Raw genomic sequence first — 18,245 nt, forward strand, 5'->3', positions numbered from 1 at the left:
ACAGTGGACAATCTGATCGCGCTGCTCGTGGCGGCACCCCTGCTCGGAGCGGCGGTGCTGTTGTGCGGCGGGCGGCGCCTCGACAAGACCGGGCACTGGCTCGGCACCCTGCTCGCGGCGGTCTCCTTCGGCATCGGCGCGGCCCTGTTCGCCGACATGCTGGGCCGCCCGGCCGACGAGCGGACCATGCGGCAGTTCCTGTACAGCTGGATCCCGGTGGAGGGCTTCCAGGCCGACGTCGCGTTCCGGCTGGACCAGCTGTCGATGACGTTCGTCCTGCTCATCACCGGTGTGGGCACGCTCATCCACGTGTACTCGATCGGGTACATGGAGCACGACGAGCGCCGCCGCCGCTTCTTCGGCTACCTCAACCTGTTCCTCGCGGCGATGCTGCTGCTGGTCCTCGCCGACAACTACCTGCTGCTGTACGTCGGCTGGGAGGGCGTGGGCCTCGCCTCGTACCTGCTCATCGGCTTCTGGCAGCACAAGCCCAGCGCGGCGACCGCCGCGAAGAAGGCCTTCCTGGTCAACCGGGTCGGCGACATGGGCCTGTCGATCGCGATCATGCTGATGTTCACCACGTTCGGCACGTTCGCGTTCGGGCCGGTGTTCGCGTCCGCGGACAAGGCCTCCGAGGGCATGCTGACGGCGATCGGCCTGATGCTGCTGCTCGCCGCCTGCGGCAAGTCGGCCCAGGTGCCGCTGCAGTCCTGGCTCGGCGACGCGATGGAGGGCCCGACCCCGGTCTCGGCGCTCATCCACGCGGCGACGATGGTCACCGCCGGCGTCTACCTGATCGTCCGCTCCGCGGCGGTCTTCAACGGGGCGCCGGACGCACAGCTCGTCGTCACCATCGTCGGCGCGGTCACGCTGCTCTTCGGTGCGATCGTCGGTTGCGCGAAGGACGACATCAAGAAGGCCCTCGCCGGATCGACGATGTCGCAGATCGGATACATGATCCTCGCCGCCGGCCTCGGTCCGGTCGGCTACGTGTTCGCGATCATGCACCTGGTCACGCACGGCTTCTTCAAGGCGGGCCTCTTCCTCGGCGCCGGCTCCGTGATGCACGGCATGAACGACGAGGTCGACATGCGCAAGTACGGCGGCCTGCGCAAGTACATGCCGATCACGTACGTGACCTTCGGGCTCGGCTACCTCGCCATCATCGGCTTCCCCGGCCTGTCCGGCTTCTTCTCCAAGGACAAGATCATCGAGGCGGCCTTCGCGAAGGGCGGCACCGAGGGCTGGATCCTCGGCTCGGTGGCCCTGCTCGGCGCGGCCATCACCGCGTTCTACATGACCCGCGTCATGCTGATGACCTTCTTCGGGGAGAAGCGCTGGCAGCCGGCGCCCGACGCCGACGCCGTGCCGGGCGTCGAGCCCGGCGCCGAGCACCACGCCGGGGAGCTCCCGCACCCGCACGAGTCCCCGAAGTCCATGACCGTCCCGATGATCCTGCTGGCCTTCGGATCCGTCTTCGCCGGCGCGTTCTTCGTCATCGGCGACCGGTTCCTGAACTGGCTGGAGCCCGTCACCGGGTACGAGCACGGGCACCCGCCGGTCAGCGCCCTCACGGTGACCCTCGCGACGATGGCCTGCCTCGTCATCGGCGTTGCGATCGCCTGGGCGATGTACGGGCGCCGACCGGTGCCCGTGACCGCCCCGCGCGGCAGCCTGCTCACCCGGGCCGCCCGCCGGGACCTGCTCCAGGACGACTTCAACCACGTCGTGCTGGTGCGCGGCGGCGAGCACCTGACCCGCTCGCTCGTCTACGTCGACCACAGCCTGGTGGACGGCGTGGTCAACGGGACGGCCGCCTCGGTCGGCGGCCTGTCGGGCCGCCTGCGCAAGCTGCAGAACGGCTACGCCCGCAGCTACGCGGTCTCGATGTTCGGGGGCACGGCGATCCTCATCGCCGCGACCCTGCTGATGAGGGCGGTGTGAGCCATGTCTGAAGTGAGCACAGTCGTACCCCTGTTGACGGTGACGGCCGCGGTGCCCGCGGTCGGAGCGGTCCTCACGGCGGCCGTCCCGGCCGCCCGCCGGACCGCCGCCAAATGGCTCGCCCTGCTCTTCTCCCTGGCCACCCTGGCGCTGGCCGTGGTCGTCGCCGTCCGCTTCGACCCGCACGGCGACCGCTACCAGCTCACCGAGTCCCACGCCTGGATCGCCGACTTCGGCGTCCGCTACCAGCTCGGCGTCGACGGCATCGGGGTGGCGCTGATCGGGCTGACCGCCCTGCTGGTGCCGTTCGTCATCGCGGCCGGCTGGCACGACGCCGACCCGCTGGAGACGAGCTCCTCGCGCTGGCGGCCGACGCAGGGCTTCTTCGCCCTGATCCTGATGGTCGAGGCGATGGTGATCATCTCCTTCGCGGCCACCGACGTCTTCCTCTTCTACCTCTTCTTCGAGGCCATGCTCATCCCGATGTACTTCCTCATCGGCGGCTTCGGGGACCGGGCCCATGCGGGCTCGGACGAGAACGCGGCCGCGCAGCGGTCGTACGCGGCGGTCAAGTTCCTCCTCTACAACCTGGCCGGCGGCCTGATCATGCTGGCCGCGGTCATCGGGCTGTACGTGGTCGCCGGGAACTTCTCCCTCCAGGAGATCACCGCCGCCCGCGCCGCCGGCACCCTGGACATGTCCGCCAACACCGAGCGGCTCCTCTTCCTCGGCTTCTTCTTCGCCTTCGCCGTCAAGGCCCCGCTGTGGCCGCTGCACACCTGGCTGCCGAACGCGATGGGCGAGTCCACCGCCCCGGTCGCCGTGCTGATCACCGCGGTCGTCGACAAGGTCGGCACCTTCGCGATGCTCCGCTTCTGCCTCGGCCTGTTCCCCGAGGCCAGCAAGTGGGCCACCCCGGTGATCCTCGTCCTCGCCCTGATCAGCATCGTCTACGGCGCGCTGCTCGCCGTCGGGCAGCGCGACATCAAGCGGCTGGTGGCGTACGCGTCGATCTCGCACTTCGGCTTCATCATCCTGGGCATCTTCGCGATGACCTCCCAGGGGCAGTCGGGCGCGACGCTGTACATGGTCAACCACGGCCTCTCCACCGCCGCCCTGATGCTCGTCGCCGGGTTCCTGATCTCCCGGCGCGGCTCGCGGCTCATCGCCGACTACGGCGGTGTGCAGAAGGTCGCCCCGGTCCTGGCCGGCACCTTCCTCATCGGCGGCCTCGCCACCCTGTCGCTGCCCGGGCTCGCCCCGTTCGTCAGCGAATTCCTGGTCTTGGTCGGCACGTACGCCCGGTACCCGGCCGTCGGCATCATCGCCACCCTCGGCATCGTGCTGGCCGCCCTGTACACGCTGGTCCTCTACCAGCGCACCATGACCGGCCCGGTCCGGGACGAGGTCCGCTCCATGCCGGACCTGCGCGCCCGCGAACTCCTCGTCGTCGCCCCGCTGATCGCGCTGCTGATCGGGCTGGGCGTCTACCCGAAGCCGCTCACCGAGATCGTCAACCCGGCGGTGGAGCACACCATGGCAGACGTCCAGCAGACCGACCCGAAGCCCACTGTTCCCCTGCAGAGCGCGGCTGTCGAGGCCAAGAACGGGGAGGCGGCGAAGTGAGCACCGTGACTTCGGCCCACGGCCTGTGGGCGGTCGCCGCGCAGGCCCCGATCGACAGGATCCCGGCCCCGCACATCGAGTACGCCCAGCTCGCGCCCACGCTGATCGTGGTGGGCGTGGCCGTCGTCGGCGTCCTCGTCGAGGCCTTCGTACCGCGCACCGCCCGCTACCACGTCCAGGTGTTCCTCGCCGTCGCCGCCCTGGCCTCCGCGTTCGCGGCGGTCGTCGGCCTCGCGGCCACCGGGTACGCGGGCGACAAGGCGCACGTCGCGGCCATGGGCGCCATCGCCGTGGACGGGCCCGCCCTGTTCCTGCAGGGCACCATCCTGCTGGCCTCGATCGTCGCCCTGTTCACCTTCGCCGAACGGCACCTGGACCCGGCGGCGCACGGCAAGCGGGTGGACTCCTTCGCCGCCCAGGCGGCGTCCGTACCCGGCAGCGACAGCGAGAAGGCCGCCGTCAAGGCCGGCTTCACCACCACCGAGGTCTTCCCGCTGGCCCTGTTTGCGATCGCCGGAATGCTGATCTTCCCGGCGGCGAACGACCTGCTGACACTGTTCGTCGCCCTGGAGGTCTTCTCCCTCCCGCTGTACCTGCTGTGCGCCGTCGCCCGCCGCCACCGGCTGGTGTCGCAGGAGGCCGCGGTCAAGTACTTCCTGCTCGGCGCCTTCTCGTCGGCGTTCCTCCTCTTCGGCATCGCACTGCTCTACGGCTACGCGGGCTCCGTCTCGTACGCGGTCATCGCGGACGTCGTGGACGGCACCGTCACGAAGATCGACCCGGCGCTCGCCGACACCATGGGCAACGACGTGCTGCTGCTGATCGGCGGGGCGCTCGTGCTGATGGGCCTGCTGTTCAAGGTCGGCGCTGTCCCCTTCCACATGTGGACCCCGGACGTCTACCAGGGCGCCCCGACGCCGGTGACCGGCTTCATGGCGGCGGCGACGAAGGTGGCTGCGTTCGGCGCGCTGCTGCGCCTGCTGTACGTGGTCCTGCCGGGCCTGCGGTGGGACTGGCGGCCGGTGATGTGGGGCGTGGCGATCGTGACGATGCTGGCCGGCGCGGTGATCGCGGTGACCCAGACCGACGTCAAGCGCCTGCTGGCCTACTCCTCGATCGCGCACGCGGGCTTCATCCTCGCCGGTGTGATCGCCACGTCGGCGCAGGGCGTCCAGTCGGTGCTGTTCTACCTCCTGGCGTACTCCTTCGTGACGATCGGCGCGTTCGCGGTGATCACCCTCGTCCGGGACGCGGGCGGTGAGGCGACGCACCTGTCCAAGTGGGCGGGTCTCGGACGCCGTTCGCCGCTGACCGCGGCCGTGTTCGCGGTGTTCCTGCTGGCCTTCGCGGGCATCCCGCTCACCTCCGGCTTCTCCGGGAAGTTCGCCGTGTTCACGGCGGCGGCGGAGGGCGGGGCCGGCGCGCTGGTCGTGGTCGGTGTCATCTCGTCCGCGATCGCCGCGTTCTTCTACATCCGGGTGATCGTGCTGATGTTCTTCAGCGAGCCGAAGGCGGACGGGCCGACGGTGGCCGTGCCGTCGCCGCTGACGATGACGACCATCGCGGTCGGCGTCGCCGTCACCCTGGTCCTGGGCGTGGCGCCGCAGTACTTCCTGGACCTGGCGGGGCAGGCGAGCACCTTCGTGCGCTGACCGATTGTCGGGTGGATGTGCCGGGGCCCGGCTCCCCTGGGGGGAGCCGGGCCCCGGTGCGTGTCAGGTGCTATTCAGCGCCGCGACGCTTCGAGGTGATCTCGCTGAGGTCAAGGTCGATGGGGAACGGGACGGCCACCTTCAGTCGGTCGTGGAAGATGCCCGCAGTTCCGTAACTTCCCGTCGACGGGTCCAGTTCGTAGACGTAGACCACGGCGCGACCGTCCTTGTTCTCCACCCGCCAGAAGTGGGTGATGCCGGCGCCTGCGTACTTGACCGGCTTGACGCCACGGTCTCGGCCGGAGGACTCGGGGGAGACGACCTCGATGGCCAGGCAGACGGACTCCGCAGGGAGCCGAGTCTGGTTCAGATCGCCGATCGCGCTCTCGTCCACGACGATGACGTCGGGTTCGGGACGGTTGTGACGGTCGATGTCGATCGTGAACTCGCGGAAGACTTCCAGGCCCGGTGGCTGCTGATCCTGCAACTGCCAGGTGAAGAAGCTGACCGCGCGCATGTGGAATCGAGTCTGCGGACTCACGAAGACGAGGCTCCCGTCGATCAGCTCCGTGTGCCGAGGCAGGTTGGGAAGCCGGTCGAGGTCGTCGGCCGTCCAGCCGCCCTCGGGCGGGACGGGCCAGCGGTACGTCGGCTCGAAGTCCTCGGGGTCGACGCTCATAGGTAGTGCTCCCATGCGACGGAGTCTCGCCAGTCCGTCCAGCGTATCGCCGGGGAACGGCGTGGGACCGCCCGCACGTGTGAGCGGGCGGCCGCGTGTTGACCATGTGCCGCTGTCATGGGTGGGCGGCATATGCGCGGACGTCGCCGTCCGGCGGGATCCGTCCCCTGCGGGCTCGGCGGGGCGGCGGGGTGAGCCGCCGCCCCGCCGCAGCCGTGCGGGGCCGTGGAGACGGGCTAGCGGGAGGCCACCACGCGGCCCGTGACCTCGCCGAGGCCCACGCGGGTGCCCTCGGGGCCCGGGGCCCAGGCGGTGAGGGTGACGGTGTCCCCGTCCTCCAGGAAGGTGCGCTTGCCTTCGGCCAGCTCGATGGCGTCGCGGCCGTTCCACGTCAGCTCCAGCAGGGAGCCGCGCTGGGCGACCTCGGGGCCGCTGACCGTGCCCGAGCCGTACACGTCGCCGGTGCGCAGGGAGGCGCCGTTGACCGTCATGTGGGCGAGCTGCTGGGCCGCGGTCCAGTACATGGTCGCGAACGGCGGCTGCGCGACCTCCTGCCCGTTGATGGAGACGGTGATGTGCAGGTCGAAGCCGCCGGGCCGGTCGGCGTCGGCGTCGTCCAGGTAGGGCAGCAGCGGGAAGTCGCGGGCCGGCGGGGCGACGCGGGCCGCGTCGAGGGCCTCCAGCGGGGTCACCCAGGCGGAGACGGAGGTGGCGAAGGACTTGCCGAGGAAGGGGCCCAGCGGCACGTACTCCCAGGCCTGGATGTCGCGCGCGGACCAGTCGTTGAGGAGGAACAGGCCGAAGACGTGGTCCTCGAAGTCGCCGAGTGCGACGGGGGTGCCCAGCTCGGAGGGGGTGCCGACGACGAAGCCGACCTCGGCCTCGATGTCGAGCTTGACCGACGGGCCGAAGACCGGGGCCGCGTCGGCGGGGGTCTTGCGCTGGCCGGAGGGGCGGACGACGTCGGTGCCGGAGACGACGAGGGTGCCCGAGCGGCCGTGGTAACCGATCGGCAGGTGCTTCCAGTTGGGGGTGAGCGGTTCGCCGTCGGGGCGGAACATCCGGCCCACGTTGGTGGCGTGGTGCTCGCTGGCGTAGAAGTCGACGTAGTCGGCGACCTCGTACGGCAGGTGCATGGTGACCGCGTCGAGGGGCAGCAGGTGGGCCTCGACCGTCTCGCGGTGGCCGGGGTCGGTGACCCAGGCGGTCAGCGCGCGGCGCACGTCGCGCCAGGCGGTGCGGCCCGCGGCCAGCAGGGGGTTCAGCGAGGGCTGCCCGAGCAGGCCGGCGTACGGGGAGCCGAGCGCGTCCGCGGCCGCCCCCGCGTCGAGCACGTGCCCGCCGATGCGCACGCCGATCCGGCGGCGGGAGTCGCCGGCGGTGGAGAAGACGCCGTACGGGAGGTTGTGCGGCCCGAACGGGTCGCCCTCGGGGACATCGAGGGGGCTCTGCTGGGGCATGGGGTACTGCCTCGCTTTCGATGCGGTCCGGGGGGTGTCCCGGGGGCTGGTTGACACGTTACGTGGCTGCCGGGGCCTGCGGGAGGCGGGATTCGGGCGCTATTTGTAGGACTTGTCCACTGGGGTCCGTATCCTTGCGCAGTGACTTCCGCCCCGCCTTCGGCCCCCCCTTTCTCTCTGATCGCCACTGACCTGGACGGGACCCTGCTGCGCGCCGGAGACACCGTCTCCGGCCGCTCGTACGCCGCGCTCGCGACGGCGCGCGCCGCGGGCGCCCAGCACATCATCGTCACCGGGCGCCCCGTTCCGCAGGTGCGCCATGTCCTCGAAAGCCTTGGGTATACGGGGCTCGCGGTGTGCGGACAGGGCGCGCAGGTGTACGACGCGGCGCGCGGGTATCTGCTGCACGCCGTCGAAATGGAACGGGAGCTGGCGGAGGAGGCGCTCGGCAAGATCGAGGCCGAGATCGGGGAGGTCTGGGCGGCGGTCGACCAGGAGGGGGTGGACGCCGCGATGCTGATAGGGCCCGGCTACCGGATGCCGCACCCCCACCTGCCGACGGTGCGGGTGCGGCAGCGCGCCGACCTGTGGGCCGCACCCATCAACAAGGTGCTGCTCCAGCACCCGGAGCTCGACGACGACGAGCTCACGGAGGTGGCGCGGGGGGTCGTCGGCCACATGGTCAACGTGACCATGGCGGGGGAGCACACGGTGGAACTCCAGCCGCTCGGGGTGGACAAGGCGAGCGGGCTGGCACTGGCGGCCGAGGTGCTGGGGGTCGGGGGTTCGCGCACCATCGCCTTCGGGGACATGCCGAACGACATCCCGATGTTCGCCTGGGCGGCGCACGGGGTCGCCATGGCGGACTCCCACCGCGAACTGGTCGCCGTCGCGGACGAGGTGACGCTGTCGAACGAGGACGACGGCATCGCGGTGGTCCTGGAGCGGCTCTTCGGCTGACCCGGCCGGCGCTGACGCGGTGCTGACGCGGTGCGGATCCGGCGCGCTCCGGCGCGGGTCCGGTGCGTCGGCACGGGCGGGTGCGGGTGCGGGTGCGGGTGCGGGGGCGGCACGGTCAGCCCGCGGTGCGCGGCAGGCGGCGCTCCCACGTGCGGTGGAAGACGACCTCCTCCCCCTCCCGGCACACCAGCTCGTCGGAGGTGAGGAACGCGGCGCCGTCGCAGCCGATCTCCGAGCGGGTCTCGATCCGCACGTCCCAGAGCGGCTCGGGCCGGTGCAGCCGGATCCGCCAGGCGGAGCGGGTCCGGGCCGACAGGGTGTCCCCGTCCCGGATCTCGTACACCTCGCCCGCCTCCTCGGTGGACTCCAGCCCGTCCGGGTACACCCGGGTCCCGCCGTACCGCGGGTCCACCTCCAGCCGCCACGTCCCGCGCGCGACGTCCCGTACGACCATCCGCTCCGGCCGCGGCTCGTCCAGCGTGGCCGGGACGGCCACCCCGAGCGGCGGCGCCTGTTCGGGCGGCCCGAAGGCGACGGCGCCGTCCGTGGCGGGGGAGGGGAAGCGCACCGGGAGGACGAGGGCGCTGCCGGCCGGGTCCAGCGTCCAGCCGGCCTCCGAGCCGGCCCGCGGCCAGATCCACGGCCAGTACGCCGAGGACAGGGCGAGGCGGATGCGGTGGCCCGGCGCGAAGGCGTGCCCGATGCCGTTCAGCTCGACCACCACGTCCTCGTACGCGCCCACCGGCCACGGCACCGCCCGGTCCCGGCCCAGCCGCGCCGACAGGTTCAGCGCGCCCCGGGTGACCAGCGTGGAGGAGCCGTCCGGCGCGACGTCGCAGAGGCGGGCGGCGACCTGCCCGTACGGGACGTCCATCCGCAGCCGCAGGGTGGCCCGGGGGCGGCCCAGGATCTCCAGGGGCGTCCCGCCCGCCACCGGGAACTCGAAGCAGGCGGATTTCGCGTCTTCCTCCCGCTGGTCCGGCGGGAGGTCGGCGTCGTTGCCGTACGGGCGGAACCGCCCCGCGTCCAGGCCCGTGTGCTGCGGCGAGGCCACGGCCACCGGCGCGCCCTGCAGCCCGTACGTGACGGGGGTGACGGCGGGGGAGGGCCAGGCCGGGTCGCCGGCCCAGCGGCCGGGCAGCACCTCGTACGTGGTCGCCGGCGGGTGGGAGGCGGAGATCCAGGACCGCAGCAGGGGCTCGTCCATCACCCCGTTGGCGGAGCCCCTCAGCCAGTGGTCCCACCAGCGCAGGGTCTCCTGGAGGAAGCCGATGGCCGGGCCCGGCGGCAGCCCGCGGTCGGGGTACTGGTGCGACCAGGGGCCGATCAGGCCGCGCACCCGGTCGGCCGGCAGGTGGGAGACCAGCCGCAGCACGGTGTCCCGGTACGGGTCGTGCCAGCCGCCCACCGCGAGGACGGCCGCGCGCACGGCCCCGTAGTCCTCGCAGACGCTGCCGTGCATCCAGTGGGCGTCGCGCGTCTGGTGCGCCAGCCAGCCGTGGACGGGCGGTTCGACCGACTCCAGCCGGGCCAGCCACTGCTCGCGCCAGCCGTCGCCGGCGTACTGCGGGTCCGGCGGGCGGGCGGCGAAGGCCAGCAGGGTCGCGGACGCCGCGTGCAGGTCCGCGGCGAGGACCGAGCCGCCCGCGTAGTGCGCGTCGTTGTCGAAGCGGTCGTCCGTCGAGCAGACGGTGACGACGGCCTTGAGGGCCTCCGGGGCGAGCGCCGCGACCTGGAGGGAGTTGGTGCCGCCCCACCCGATCCCGAACATCCCCACCGACCCCGTGCACCACGGCTGCGCCGCCAGCCACTCCACCACCGCGACCCCGTCGGCCAGTTCCCGGTCGGCGTAGGCCTCGCCCGGGCTGCCGCCGCTGCAGCCGTGGCCGCGTACGTCCACCCGCACCGAGGCGTAGCCGTGGCCCGCGTACCAGGGGTGGCGCTGCCCGTCCCGCGGGGCCGTCCAGTCCGTCAGCCGGTACGGCAGGTACTCCAGCAGGGCCGGGACGGGCCCGGCGGTGAGCGGGCGCCAGATCCGCGCGTACAGCTCCACGCCGTCGGGCATCGGGATGCGGACGTCCTCGTGCGCCGTCTCGTGGGGGAAGGCGGTGCGGATGTTCACGTCCATGGGGCCGCCCGCCTCCTCGGTGGACCGGCGGCGGCCGGGGCGGGCCGCGCGGGCGTCAGCCGTCCGACGGCCGCCATACGGGTGGCCGCGGCGCCGTCCGCGGCGACCGGCTCCGCCGGGTCCTCCCTCTCGGTCACAGTTCTGGACAAGACGTGCTCTCCGGTTGTCTCGACTCATCACGAACATACCGGGGTATTCGGGGCAGCGCGTCGGCGGCGGCATGACGGGTGCTCGCGGTGATCGAAATCGGACCGGATAGGCTGGCTTGAGAGAAGGCAGCGACACATCGACAATCCAGGTGATCGTCAGCGTGATCGTCAGCAGACAGGAGTACCCCTCGTGACCGTCGTCGGGCCGTTCGGACTGAGCGTGCGGGACCAGGCTCTTGAGACCGATGTCCAGGCCGGACTGGCCGCCGTCGAGGCGGGTCTGCTGGAGGCCACCAAGAGCGAGGTCCCCTTCATCACCGATGCCGCGCAGCACCTGGTCAAAGCCGGCGGCAAGCGGTTCCGTCCGCTGCTGGTCATGCTCGCCTCCCGCTTCGGCGACCCCTACGCGCCCGGCATCGTGCCCTCCGCGGTGGTCGTGGAGCTCACCCATCTGGCGACGCTCTACCACGACGACGTCATGGACGAGGCGGACGTGCGCCGCGGCGTGGCCAGCGCCAACGCCCGCTGGGGCAACTCGGTGGCCGTCCTGACGGGTGACTTCCTGTTCGCCCGCGCCTCGCACATCCTGGCGGACCTCGGCCCCGAGGCCGTGCGCATCCAGGCCGAGGCCTTCGAGCGGCTGGTGACGGGTCAGATCCTGGAGACCGCCGGCCCGCGCGACGGCCGCGACCCGGTCGCCCACTACCTCGACGTCATCGCCGGCAAGACCGGCTCGCTGATCGCGGTCTCCGGCCGGTTCGGCGCCCTGATGTCCGGCGCCGACGAGTCCGTCGTCGACATCCTCACCCAGTACGGCGAACGCCTCGGCACCGCCTTCCAGCTCGCCGACGACGTCCTCGACATCGCCTCCGACTCGCACGAGTCCGGCAAGACCCCGGGGACCGACCTGCGCGAGGGCATCCCGACGCTGCCCGTGCTGCGGCTGCGCGAGATGGCGGCGGCCGGCGGCGACCCCGCCGACCTGGAGCTCGTACGCCTCCTGGACGGCGACCTGAGCGACGACGCCCGGCACGCCGAGGTCCTCGCCCGGCTGCGGGTGCACCCCGCGCTGGAGCAGGCCCGCCGGGACACCGTCCGCTACGCGCAGGACGCCCGCGCCATGCTCGCGCCGCTGCCGGACTGCGCCGCCAAGGCCGCGCTGGAGGAGCTGTGCGACGCGGTGGTGCACCGCGCCGGCTAGCCGCCGCCGCCCGGATGGCACCGGGTACGACCGAGGTCACATGCAGGGCCCCGCATCCCCTACGGGCAGAGGATGCGGGGCCCCGGTCATGTCATCCCCTGGGCGTACACGGAGTTGAGTCCGCGGAGTGACGCCCCGACCCCCTCCTCTTTGGTCAGATGGAGATACATCCCCACCAGATCGGGTGAGAGTGGCGGCGCGGGGTGGACACGTACAGGCATGGAAGAAGGCCGCCGCCGTACACAAAGAGGTAGGGCAGACATGGCAACGAACGCAAAGTCCCGCAAGGCCGCCCGGTACGCCGTACCGGTCGCCGTGGCGGGTGTGGCCGCGGCGACGGTGGCGATGGTCCCGGCCTTCGCCAACGCGGGCAGCCCGGACCTGCCGAAGGTGACGGCCCAGCAGCTGATCGAGAAGGTCGCCGCCTCGGACGTGGAGCAGTTCTCCGGCAGCGCCAAGATCAGCACCGACCTGGGGCTGCCGTCCTTCGCGGGCGGCCTCCTGGGCGCGGCGGGCGGCGGCGGTGGTGGTGTCGCCGGAGGGTCGGCCGACCCGCAGGAGAAGCTCGCCCGGCTGGCGAGCGGCAGCCACACGCTGCGGGTCGCGGCCGACGGGCCGGACCGCCAGAAGGTCACGTTCGTGGACGGCAAGGACGAGTACAGCCTGATCCACAACGGCGCGGACGTCTGGGGCTACGACAGCAAGGCCAACGAGGTCTGGCACGAGAAGGACGCCGAGGCGGGCAAGGCCGCCGGCAAGGACCACAAGAAGACCGCCGACCGGCTCGGGGCCTCCCCGCAGGAGCTGGCCCAGGAGGTCCTCAAGGCCGCCGGCCCGACCACGGACATCAGCGTCGGCGACAACGCCCAGGTGGCCGGCCGGGACGCGTACCAGCTGGTGCTCAAGCCCAAGCAGAGCGGTTCCACGGTCGGCTCCGTCAAGATCGCCGTGGACGCGAAGAACGGCGTGCCGCTGCGCGTGCAGCTGCTCGCGGCCGAGGGCGGCAAGCCGATCGTCGACGCCGGCTTCACGAAGGTGGACTTCGCCCGGCCCGCCGCCGACACCTTCGCCTTCACCCCGCCCAAGGGCGCCAAGGTGACCGAGGGCAAGGCGGGCGGCCCCGAGGGCGGCCCGGGCCACGGCAAGGACTTCAAGGGCCTGGAGGCCTTCCCCGGCCTGGGCGCCATCACCGGCGGCATGGACGGCAAGGGCGGCAAGGACGGCAACGGGGACATGAAGGTCCTCGGCGAGGGCTGGGGGACCATCGCCCGGATCGACACGGGCGCGGGCCGCAGCCTGAAGGAGCTGGAGAACGACAAGAACACCCCGAAGGAGGCCAAGCAGTTCCTCAACTCCCTCGGGGACAAGGTCTCCGGAGGGTTCGGCGAGGGCCGGATCTTCAAGACCCGCCTGGTCAACGCGCTGATCACGGACGACGGCAAGGTGTACGTCGGCGCGGTCACCAAGGACGCGCTGGTGCAGGCCGCCACCGCCAACAAGTAGCCGCCGCACAGCCAGGGGTGGGCGGGGACTGTGTCCCTGCCCACCCTTCGGCCGTTCCGGCCGTGTGTACAGCAGCCCCGCTGTACCGTGGGGAGCATGTCGAGACACGTCACCATCCGCCTGGACGAGGAGTTCCACGAGCGTCTCAAGGCGCGTGCGGCGGCACAGGGGACGACGGTCACCGCGCTGATCACCGAGGTGACGGAGCGCGAGCTCGACGAGGACCGGAAGAACTTCCTCTCCGGGATAGAGGAGTTCGCCGTTCACTGGGGCTACTTCCAGGAACGGTTCGGCAATTGAAGATCACCATGGAGTGGGCCTGGACCGCCCTGGCCCACCATCTCCCGTCCGATCCCGCCGTGTGGGATCCCTCCGGGGTGGCCGCCGCGGTCGCCCGGCACCAGAACGACCTCGTCATGGTGCCCGAACAGCCCGCCCCGGACACCGCGTGGCGGGCCGCCGCGTTCCTGCACACCCTCGCCGTGTGCCCGGCGCTGGAATCGCCGATGAACGAGTTCTACGCGGCCGCCGCCACCCGCTCCTACCTGCGGGTGGCGGGGGCCGAACAGCTTCCCTCGCCCGAGCAGCTCGGCGACCTGGTGGAGGCCGCGAAGCTGGGCCGGGCCGACATCGGCGCCGTGGCCGAGGAGCTGCGCGCCCTCATCAGGGAGCCGCTGGACGCTTCGCTCCAGGGTCCTTCCGAGGGCGCGTAGCGCCGGGCGGCGGTCGGGTCAGAAGGTGATCCGCCAGCTGTTGACGTAGCCGACGTCCTGCGCGGCGATGTCCTTGACCTGGAGCTTCCAGACGCCGTTGGCCGCCTCGCTCGACGCGTTGACCGTGTATGTCTGGACGAGGTTGTCGGCGCTGCCGCCGCTGCGGTTGTGCAGGTTGTAGACGGTGCCGTCCGGGGCGACCAGGTCGACCACCAGGTCACCGCGGTAGGTGTGGACGATGTTCACGTCGACCTTGGTGGTGGCCGGGGCGTTGCCCGCCACTCCGGAGACCGTGATCGGCGAGTTCACCGCGGCGCCGGGGGAGTCCGGGATGTTCACGTCGGCCGTGTTCTCGAAGGACGGGCCGGGCGGGACCGGGGTGCCCGCCCCCAGGTTCCAGACGGCGTAGGCGACGGCGTCCGCGTTGCGGTCCAGTGCGGTGTCGCTGATGTTCGACGTGGTGTCGCAGGAGGAGTGGTAGCAGCGGTCGAAGGACTGGCCGGCCGTGCCGCCCCACTTCTGCGCCTGGGCCGAGGTCTTGGTGTTGCTGGCGCCGGTGAACAGGCCGCCGACCGCGATGCCCGCGTTCTTGAAGGAGGCGTGGTCGGAGCGCCCGTCGCCCTCGGTCTCTATCTCGGTCGGAACGCCGATGCCCGAGAAGTAGGTCTTGAAGGTCTGCTCGATGGCCGGGTCGTCGTCGTAGACGAAGTAGCCCGGGTTCGGCGAGCCGATCATGTCGAAGTTCAGGTAGCCGGAGATCTTCGCCTTCTCCGCGCTCGGCAGGCTGTTCACGTAGTACCGCGACCCGATCAGGCCGAGCTCCTCCGCGCCCCACCAGCCGAACCGCAGGTGCTTGGTGGGCTGGAGCTGCGCGCGCGAGACGGCCAGCGCGGTCTCCAGGACGGCGGCCGAGCCCGACCCGTTGTCGTTGATGCCGGGGCCGGAGGTCACCGAGTCGAGGTGCGAGCCGGCCATCAGCACCGAGTTCGGGTCGCCGCCCGGCCAGTCGGCGATCAGGTTGTAGCCGGTGGCGCCGCCGGAGGTGAACGTCTGGAGGGTGGTGGTGAACCCGGCCGCGTCCAGCTTGCCCTTCACGTAGTCGATCGAGGCCTTGTAGCCGGCCCTGCCGTGGGCGCGGTTGCCGCCGTTGGCGGCGGCGATGGACTGGAACTGCGTCAGGTGCGCCTTGACGTTGGCCAGCGGGATGTCGGGCGGGGTGGGGGCCGCGGTCGCCGCCGTGGGCGAGGCCAGTGCGGCGGGGGCGGTGGAGGCGAGGAGGCCGGCGACCGCGAGCGCGGTCACGGCAGCAAGGCGCCGAGGGACGAACAGGCTCATGTGGGGGCTCCGGGGATTCCGTTGGGGATTGAACGGAACGTGCGGGGATAGAGCAGGTGAGCGGTCGTGCGTCAGTGCGCCTGATGTTCAGCGAGAATATGACTGTCAGTCAAGACCGTGTTTCGGTCAGGGTCGTTCGGAAAACGGACGATCCCCGGCACGGTGGTTCCGTGCCGGGGATCGTGGGGGTATTGGGGCCTCGCGGGGGCGCCGTACGGGGTGTGCCGGGCGGCCTGCGCGCGCGTGCCGGGCGGGACTTACGTGCGCGTGCCGGGCGGGCCTGCGTACGCGTGCCGGGCGGGACTTACGTGCGCTCGGGTTCCGGAGCGGCCGCCGGGGCCGGGGCGCTCGCCCGGGCCGCGGTCCCGGCCGCCTCCAGCCGGGCCCGGGAGCGGCGGGCCGCACGCAGCGCGTCCCAGGTCAGCAGTGCCAGGGCGGCCCAGACCAGGGAGAAGCCGGCCCAGCGCTCGACCGGCATGGCCTCGTGGAAGTACACGACGCCGAGCGCGAACTGGAAGACCGGGGCCAGGTACTGCAGCAGCCCGAGCGTGGACAGCGGGACCCGGATCGCGGCCGCCCCGAAGAAGACGAGCGGGATCGCGGTGACCAGGCCGGTCGAGGCGAGCAGCGCCGAGTGCCCGAGGCCCTCGCTGCCGAAGGCGGACCGGCCCTGGGCGCCCAGCCACAGCAGGTAGCCGAGGGCGGGCAGGAAGAGCAGGGCCGTCTCGGCGGCCAGCGACTCCACGCCGCCCATGCCCAGCTTCTTCTTGATCAGCCCGTAGGTGGCGAAGGAGAAGGCCAGGACCAGCGAGATCCACGGCGGCCGCCCGTACCCGATCGCGAGCACCAGCACGGCGGCGAAGCCGATGCCGACCGCCGCCCACTGGGCGCGGCGCAGCCGCTCGCCGAGGAGCAGGACGCCGATGGCGATGGTGACCAGGGGGTTGATGAAGTAGCCGAGGCTGGACTCGACGACCGCGCCGTTGTTGACGGCCCAGATGTACAGGCCCCAGTTCACGGAGATCACCGTGGCGGCCAGGGCGGTCATGCCGAGCTTGCGGGGCTCCCTCAGCAGCTCCCGTATCCAGCCCCAGCGGCGCATGACCAGCAGCAGTACGCCGACGACGCCCAGCGACCACACCATGCGGTGGGCGAGGATCTCGACGGCCCCGGCGGGCTTGAGGAGCGGCCAGAAGAGGGGGACCAGCCCCCACATCCCGTAGGCACCGAATCCGTAGAGCAGTCCTGCGCGCTGCTCGTTCTCCGCCTCCACGCGGGCCTCCCGTCACATTCCGGCCAACCTCACCCAAGAACCTAGCGCCGCAGGCCCTCGATGTCATGTGCATAAGCAGGAGATACTGATGACACTGTCGATGTCTTGTGGGGCCGGGGCCGGGCGGACTCACGCAGGTCGCACCCGGCCCGTGCGGGCGTTACGGCCTCAGGCCAGGGCGGCGGCGATGGCCTCGGCGACCGGCGTGGTGGGGCGGCCGATCAGCCGGGACAGGTCGCCGCCGGTGTGGCCCAGGCTGCCGCGCGAGATCGCCGCGTCCACGTCGACGAGCAGGGCGGCGAAGCCCTCGGGGAGCCCCGCGCCGATCAGGGCGGACAGGTGGGCGTCGGCCGGGAGCTCGGTGTACGCGATCTCCTTGCCGGACTGCGCCGCGACCTCGGCCGCGTACTCGGCCATGCTCCAGGCGGTGTCGCCGGAGAGCTCGTAGACCCGGTTCAGGTGCCCCTCGCCGGTCAGGACGGCCGCGGCCGCGGCGGCGTAGTCGGCCCGGGCGGCCGAGGCGATCCGGCCCTCGCCGGCGCTGCCCGTGACGGCTCCGTGCGCCAGGACGCCGGCCAGCTGGGCGGTGTAGTTCTCGTGGTACCAGCCGTTGCGCAGGAAGGTGTAGGGCAGGCCGGAGTCCAGCACGGCCCGCTCGGTGACCTTGTGCTCGGCGGCCAGCTCGAAGTCGGCCTCGGGGCCGCCGAGGATCCCGGTGTAGGCGAGCTGGGCGACGCCGGCGGCCTTGGCGGCCCCGATCACCGCGGTGTGCTGCGGCACCCGGCGGCCGACGGCGTTGCCGGAGATCAGCAGGACCCGGTCGCCGGCGCGGAAGGCGTCCGCCAGGGTCTCGGGGGCGTCGTAGTCGGCGATGCGCACCTCGACGCCGCGCTCGGCCAGGTCCGCGGCCTTGGCCTTGTCGCGGACGGCGACGGCGATGTCCGCGGCCGGGACCCGGGTCAGCAGTTCCTCGACGACGAGGCGGCCGAGGGCTCCGGTGGCTCCGGTGACGACGATGCTCATGATGCTCTCCCTGGGGCGGGTGTGGTGCATGGGGTGTGTGCCGTGTTGTCCGGCTGTGACACCACCGTAGGGAAAGCGCTAACCAGTCGTAAGTACCCACTTCAAAGTAAGGTACTGGTATGGCAGTAAGTGACACGGGCGGGAAGCGGCCCGCCATGAGCGTGAAGGCTCCGATGTGCCCCTCCCGCGGGGTCCTGGAGCACGTCACCAGCCGCTGGGGCGTGCTGGTGCTCGCCGCACTCGTGGAGCGCTCGTACCGCTTCAGCGAGCTGCGCCGCGAGGTCGGCGGGGTCAGCGAGAAGATGCTCGCCCAGACCCTCCAGACGCTGGAGCGCGACGGCTTCCTGCTGCGCGACGCCAAGCCGGTCATCCCGCCGCGCGTGGACTACTCCCTCACCGAGCTGGGGCGCGAGGCCGCCGAGCAGGTGTGGGCCCTGGCGCGCTGGACCGAGCGGCGCACCCCCGACGTGCAGGCGGCGCGGTCCGCGTACGACGAGGCCCGGAACCGTTCCTAATCAGTGAGCAGGAGTGAGTCTTGGACCCATTCCTGCTCTCTGCGGACATCCCGAACGGTTTTGGGTGTCCTGGTCGCCCGCGTA

Annotated in this window: 15 protein-coding genes; 9 read left to right on the forward strand and 6 right to left on the reverse strand. The window is 71.8% G+C overall.

Annotated elements, in window-relative coordinates:
- Positions 1-3 precede the first annotated feature (3 nt).
- From nuoL to nuoN, 3 genes are read left to right on the forward strand one after another with little or no spacing between them, the layout of a single operon-like run.
- Complete coding sequence (nuoL, locus tag ACIQUT_RS31635) at positions 4-1,944, forward strand: NADH-quinone oxidoreductase subunit L (protein ID WP_403567944.1); 1,941 nt, start codon at positions 4-6, stop codon at positions 1,942-1,944.
- Between the two features lie 12 nt (positions 1,945-1,956).
- A complete protein-coding gene (locus ACIQUT_RS31640; protein WP_403567946.1) occupies positions 1,957-3,570 on the forward strand; it encodes an NADH-quinone oxidoreductase subunit M in 1,614 nt (537 codons plus the stop codon).
- A 5-nt stretch (positions 3,571-3,575) separates the two neighbouring features.
- The gene (nuoN, locus tag ACIQUT_RS31645) at positions 3,576-5,222 is read left to right on the forward strand and encodes an NADH-quinone oxidoreductase subunit NuoN (RefSeq protein ID WP_403567967.1); all 1,647 of its coding nucleotides are present in this window, start codon (positions 3,576-3,578) and stop codon (positions 5,220-5,222) included.
- A 70-nt stretch (positions 5,223-5,292) separates the two neighbouring features.
- Here nuoN and ACIQUT_RS31650 read toward each other — a convergent pair whose 3' ends face one another.
- On the reverse strand, positions 5,293-5,901 hold the full coding sequence (locus ACIQUT_RS31650; protein ID WP_403567969.1) for a Uma2 family endonuclease: 609 nt from the start codon (positions 5,899-5,901) through the stop codon (positions 5,293-5,295).
- Positions 5,902-6,137: 236 nt separating this feature from the next.
- Positions 6,138-7,361, reverse strand: a complete 1,224-nt coding sequence (gene fahA / locus ACIQUT_RS31655; protein WP_403567948.1) for a fumarylacetoacetase — start codon at positions 7,359-7,361, stop codon at positions 6,138-6,140.
- A 141-nt stretch (positions 7,362-7,502) separates the two neighbouring features.
- Here fahA and ACIQUT_RS31660 point away from each other — a divergent pair, with 141 nt between their 5' ends.
- Positions 7,503-8,321, forward strand: coding sequence for a Cof-type HAD-IIB family hydrolase (locus tag ACIQUT_RS31660; protein WP_403567950.1), 819 nt, complete (start codon positions 7,503-7,505; stop codon positions 8,319-8,321).
- A gap of 115 nt (positions 8,322-8,436) precedes the next feature.
- Here the strand turns inward: ACIQUT_RS31660 and ACIQUT_RS31665 are convergent, their stop codons facing one another.
- The gene (locus tag ACIQUT_RS31665; RefSeq protein WP_403567971.1) at positions 8,437-10,443 is read right to left on the reverse strand and encodes a CocE/NonD family hydrolase; all 2,007 of its coding nucleotides are present in this window, start codon (positions 10,441-10,443) and stop codon (positions 8,437-8,439) included.
- Positions 10,444-10,788: 345 nt separating this feature from the next.
- Between ACIQUT_RS31665 and ACIQUT_RS31670 the strand changes: the two genes are divergently transcribed.
- From ACIQUT_RS31670 to ACIQUT_RS31685, 4 genes are all read left to right on the forward strand, one after another.
- On the forward strand, positions 10,789-11,799 hold the full coding sequence (locus ACIQUT_RS31670) for a polyprenyl synthetase family protein (protein WP_403567952.1): 1,011 nt from the start codon (positions 10,789-10,791) through the stop codon (positions 11,797-11,799).
- A gap of 261 nt (positions 11,800-12,060) precedes the next feature.
- Positions 12,061-13,302, forward strand: a complete 1,242-nt coding sequence (locus ACIQUT_RS31675) for an outer membrane lipoprotein carrier protein LolA (protein ID WP_403567953.1) — start codon at positions 12,061-12,063, stop codon at positions 13,300-13,302.
- A gap of 96 nt (positions 13,303-13,398) precedes the next feature.
- Positions 13,399-13,602, forward strand: a complete 204-nt coding sequence (locus tag ACIQUT_RS31680) for a plasmid partition protein ParG (RefSeq protein ID WP_256987143.1) — start codon at positions 13,399-13,401, stop codon at positions 13,600-13,602.
- Positions 13,599-14,015 (forward strand): hypothetical protein, encoded by a 417-nt coding sequence (locus tag ACIQUT_RS31685; RefSeq protein WP_403567954.1) that lies wholly within the window; start codon positions 13,599-13,601, stop codon positions 14,013-14,015. Before ACIQUT_RS31680 ends, ACIQUT_RS31685 begins: the two co-directional genes overlap by 4 nt.
- A gap of 18 nt (positions 14,016-14,033) precedes the next feature.
- Here ACIQUT_RS31685 and ACIQUT_RS31690 read toward each other — a convergent pair whose 3' ends face one another.
- The 3 genes from ACIQUT_RS31690 to ACIQUT_RS31700 form a co-directional block, all read right to left on the reverse strand.
- The gene (locus tag ACIQUT_RS31690; protein WP_403567956.1) at positions 14,034-15,350 is read right to left on the reverse strand and encodes a M28 family metallopeptidase; all 1,317 of its coding nucleotides are present in this window, start codon (positions 15,348-15,350) and stop codon (positions 14,034-14,036) included.
- Positions 15,351-15,654: 304 nt separating this feature from the next.
- Entirely contained in the window at positions 15,655-16,623 is a 969-nt protein-coding gene (gene rarD / locus ACIQUT_RS31695; protein ID WP_403567958.1) for an EamA family transporter RarD, read from the reverse strand.
- Positions 16,624-16,791: 168 nt separating this feature from the next.
- Positions 16,792-17,646, reverse strand: coding sequence for an SDR family oxidoreductase (locus tag ACIQUT_RS31700; protein WP_403567960.1), 855 nt, complete (start codon positions 17,644-17,646; stop codon positions 16,792-16,794).
- A gap of 119 nt (positions 17,647-17,765) precedes the next feature.
- Here ACIQUT_RS31700 and ACIQUT_RS31705 point away from each other — a divergent pair, with 119 nt between their 5' ends.
- Entirely contained in the window at positions 17,766-18,161 is a 396-nt protein-coding gene (locus ACIQUT_RS31705; RefSeq protein WP_403567962.1) for a winged helix-turn-helix transcriptional regulator, read from the forward strand.
- Positions 18,162-18,245: the final 84 nt, after the last annotated feature.

Origin of the sequence: Streptomyces sp. NPDC090445 (genome assembly GCF_044769385.1) — a bacterium.
Classification (GTDB): Bacteria; Actinomycetota; Actinomycetes; order Streptomycetales; family Streptomycetaceae; genus Streptomyces.